This window comes from Micromonospora sp. DT4, assembly GCF_049841675.1.
Taxonomy (GTDB): domain Bacteria; phylum Actinomycetota; class Actinomycetes; order Mycobacteriales; family Micromonosporaceae; genus Micromonospora.
The window spans coordinates 1-2,747 of record NZ_JBNCKT010000242.1 but is presented as its reverse complement, the minus strand read 5'-3'; the positions used below and the strand labels follow the sequence as shown (position 1 = coordinate 2,747).

Genomic DNA, 2,747 nt, shown 5'->3' with positions numbered 1-2,747 from the left:
GTGCAGCTCAACCCTCATGTCGCCGAACCCCGCATCCCCTCAAGATCAACTTATCTAGGAAACTCGGGCTAGGCCCGCTCGGCGCGGTCATACAGGGGCTTGGTGATCGCCGAGGTGAACTGCGGGCCGATGAGGTGACGGGTGCAGGTCTCGTCACCGAGCTCACACACCTTGCCGGTGTCGTCGAGGAAATCGGACCAGGTGTTGACGCCCACCACGGTTCCCAGACCGGACAGGGCATCGAATCTGGCCATGCGCGGGCCGCCACTGGAGCCACCGCCCATCACGCAGGCGACGCCCCACTGGCCCTTCGGAGTGGGCCAGTCGACGCTGCCGGGATCCTCGCTGGCCTGGCCCGTGCAGTAGGCGAGCCGTCGCCCCGTGAACTCCGGAAGACCGTCCCGGGCAGGGTCCGAGGCGGCGCGGGGGTAGCCAAACTGGAAAACGAGCTGTGCGCCGGGCAGGTCGAAGCCGACGCTCTGCGCGGCCCCGACCGCATCCTGCACTCTCCGGCCACGCTCATTACTGTTGAGCACCACAAAGGCCTGGTCGTACGAGTCGAATTTCGGGTCCTGACCGTTGTTCTGCAACCAGGTCGAATCGGCGACTCCGATGCGTGCGACGAACTTGCCGTAGGGTGCCCGACCCTCACGGTAGCCGGGTACGAACATCACATTCGTCGCCCACTGGCCGTTCTCACCGAGGAGGTCGGTGCTGTGTAGGCAGTGCCCGGCCGTCACCACGGTACTTCGATTGGCGCTGTCGACAACGGTCGCCGTGCAACTGGAGTCTTCGCCCTGGCTGGTGAAGAAGAGCCGGCCCACCGTCGATGCCACGGCGTTGGACCGGGTCCAGGGCGCGCCGTCCGGTCCACTCGTCGCAGGGTTGCCGGAGAGGGGCTCGTTCAGCGCCGCCAGCCGCTCCGAGGTCCAGTAGTCGAGGACCGCCTGTCGATCGGCGACGCTGACCGCCTGCTCATGGGTCGCCACGCTTGTTACCTTGCCGACCGTCCCTGGGACAGCCGCGGCGGCGGCCGCGCTCGGTATCGATATCGCGGTTCCGGTGACAAGCATCGCCGATGTCAGCATGATCGAGGCGCGTCGACCCTCGCCCCACCAGCGGCCTTGTGGTGTCGTCATGCGCGGCAACCTACCGAGCGGGTGTCAGGAACCTGTCAGAGAGCGTTGAGGATGTTCTAGCGTTCGTCATCGATCCGCGGAGTTGCACGAATCGCTAGCCATGTGGCCCGTTTCGGTGACCTCGCCAAGCCCCGTCCCTGCCTCGGTTCCGACGGCGGCGAACCGCGGATCGGGGGCCGGAGCCCGCTTCTGCGTCGGCGCGCGCACCGGCCAGTCGCAGTGGCAGACGCGGGAGCTGGACCGCACGCTCGAGCGAGCGGAAGCGTTGATCATCCCCGTTCTGCTCGCCGGCGCGGGTTACTCCACCGCTCCGGACTTCGTTCGGCACCGCCAGGGGGTAGACATGCGCGAGGGTGTCTCCGAGGAGGGCATAGCGCAGCTGATCCAGGCGATCGAGTCTCGGCGGCGGCGTCCTTCGTGACCGACATGCCACCCGAAGATCCTCCTGCGCGGCGCGGTGGCCGACCTGGAGCGCTGCACCGGCTTCCGGTTCACACCGGGGACCGCGCCGCCGCTCTGGACGATCGCGCAGGTCCTTGTCGACCAGGCCTTCGACAACATTCGACTGTACGGACTCAGCCGGTGATCTCCCGTGGGTCACGCTCGGCCACCACGTTCGACAGAGTGACCCGAACCGGTGAATCCGCGATCGTCGGGAACCGCCACTGCGTCATCTCCGGACGGCCCGCCGGTAGCACCGGCGCGAGGAGCTCGAAGAGGCGGTTCGCCTGCTCCGGGCCGTACTCGTCCCAGGTCTTCGTCGCCAGTAGCCACCAGCCGCCAGCGGCGAGCGGCTCCACCTCGACGAACGCGCCAGACGCGCGCAGGCGATCAGCACCGCCGACACGCTCGGCCATCTCATCGCTGAGCACGGTCAGCCAACCGTAGTTGCGCAGCACCTCGCCTGGACGCTTGCGGTAGTCATTCGACGAACGACTGAGCGCCGCCTCCAGCGGCGTATCCGTCAGCGAACCTCGCACGGCGACGGCGACCGCCACCGGGGCAGCCAAGTCCGCCACATCGCGGACAGTATCGAGGAGCGCCCGCTCGCCGACAGGATCATTGACCACCGCATCGTCGACGGTGCTGACGAGATCAACGTAGCCCTCGTCCCTGACCGCACTCACGTCGAAACGCGGTCGGTTCAACCGTCCCTGCTCGTCCCTGGTCCGCGCCTCGAAGGAAGCCGCGTCCGGAATATCACCGAGGCGACGCAGCAGTTCGTCCCACGACCCCCGCGAATAGGTCTCGGTCCACTCGCGGGGCTCCCGATACAGGTCATCGAACACGGCGGTGCCCAGCAAGTTGTGCACCGCACCGGGAGGCGACACAGGCGGATCGAGATCCGCCTTCGGCATCGCGCGCACGGCGGCACCGAACACGCCGTGCAGCCGGGGCGGGCACAGCTCGAACCACCGCCGCATCGCCCTGACCGCACGCTCACGATCCGGACTCACCGGCACCGTCACCATCACCGTGCAATCCTCATGCCGCCTACCAGCCATGCCCACTCCCCTCTCTCCCGCCGCCTGTGAGAGACTGTCGGGTAACTGGACGGCTACGCAGTGAGAAGTCGTTCGGCGTTGATGCGTCGGGCGGCTTCGCGCT

At 67.5% G+C, this 2,747-nt stretch carries 4 protein-coding genes; 2 read left to right on the top strand and 2 right to left on the bottom strand.

Annotated elements, in window-relative coordinates; all coding sequences use genetic code 11:
* Positions 1-68 precede the first annotated feature (68 nt).
* Positions 69-989, bottom strand: coding sequence for a trypsin-like serine peptidase (locus ACLQ24_RS29245; RefSeq protein WP_425894965.1), 921 nt, complete (start codon positions 987-989; stop codon positions 69-71).
* A gap of 415 nt (positions 990-1,404) precedes the next feature.
* On the opposite strand from ACLQ24_RS29245, the gene ACLQ24_RS29240 reads away from it, so the two are divergent.
* A complete protein-coding gene (locus ACLQ24_RS29240) occupies positions 1,405-1,560 on the top strand; it encodes a hypothetical protein (RefSeq protein WP_425894964.1) in 156 nt (51 codons plus the stop codon).
* A gap of 36 nt (positions 1,561-1,596) precedes the next feature.
* A complete protein-coding gene (locus ACLQ24_RS29235; protein WP_425894963.1) occupies positions 1,597-1,725 on the top strand; it encodes a hypothetical protein in 129 nt (42 codons plus the stop codon).
* Here the strand turns inward: ACLQ24_RS29235 and ACLQ24_RS29230 are convergent.
* Complete coding sequence (locus ACLQ24_RS29230; protein ID WP_425894962.1) at positions 1,715-2,614, bottom strand: hypothetical protein; 900 nt, start codon at positions 2,612-2,614, stop codon at positions 1,715-1,717. The two genes, ACLQ24_RS29235 and ACLQ24_RS29230, sit on opposite strands and share 11 nt — an antisense overlap.
* Positions 2,615-2,747: the final 133 nt, after the last annotated feature.